Source organism: Paraburkholderia sp. J12 (genome assembly GCF_905220215.1).
Classification (GTDB): domain Bacteria; phylum Pseudomonadota; class Gammaproteobacteria; order Burkholderiales; family Burkholderiaceae; genus Paraburkholderia.
The window spans coordinates 1-850 of sequence record NZ_CAJMZC010000046.1 but is presented as its reverse complement, the minus strand read 5'-3'; the positions used below and the strand labels follow the sequence as shown (position 1 = coordinate 850).

The 850-nt window shown below is 66.5% G+C and carries 1 protein-coding gene; it reads left to right on the top strand.

Going from position 1 to position 850, the window contains the following annotated elements:
• Nucleotides 1-850, top strand: an 850-nt coding sequence (gene hutU, locus U5760_RS31530) for a urocanate hydratase (RefSeq protein ID WP_322016217.1), incomplete at both ends; no start/stop codon positions are given.

Sequence of the window (850 nt, the reverse complement as noted above, 5' to 3'; positions counted from 1 at the left end):
CCGCGCGGCAGCGAGAAAGTCTGCAAGACCTGGCTGGCCGAAGCCGCCTACCGGATGATCCAGAACAATCTGGACCCCGAGGTGGCCGAGCATCCGCATGCGCTCGTCGTCTACGGCGGCATCGGCCGCGCCGCGCGCAACTGGGAATGCTTCGACCAGATCCTGGCGTCGCTGAAAGACCTGAACGAAGACGAAACGCTGCTGATCCAGTCGGGCAAGCCGGTGGGCGTGTTCCGCACGCATGCCGATGCGCCGCGCGTGCTGCTCGCGAACTCCAACCTTGTGCCGCACTGGGCCACGTGGGAACATTTCCACGAACTCGACCGCAAGGGCCTCATGATGTACGGCCAGATGACCGCGGGCAGCTGGATCTATATCGGCTCGCAGGGCATCGTGCAGGGCACCTACGAAACGTTCTACTCGGTGGCGAACCAGCACTTCAACGGCAACCCGAAGGGCCGCTGGATTCTCACCGGCGGTCTGGGCGGCATGGGCGGCGCGCAGCCGCTGGCCGCGACCATGGCGGGCTTCTCGATGATCGCCGTGGAATGCGACGAGACGCGCATCGACTTCCGCCTCAAGACGCGCTACGTGGACCGCAAGGCGAAGACGCTGGATGAGGCGCTCGCCATCGTCGAGGAAGCGAAGCAGACCGGCAAGCCGGTTTCGGTGGGCCTGCTCGGCAACGCGGCGGACGTGTTCGCGGAGATCGTCGCGCGCGGCATCACGCCGGACTGCGTGACGGACCAGACGAGCGCGCACGACCCCATCAACGGCTATCTGCCGCAGGGCTGGAGCGTGGAGCAGTGGCGCGAGGCGCAGAAGGTGGCGCCGGAGAGCATCGTGAAGG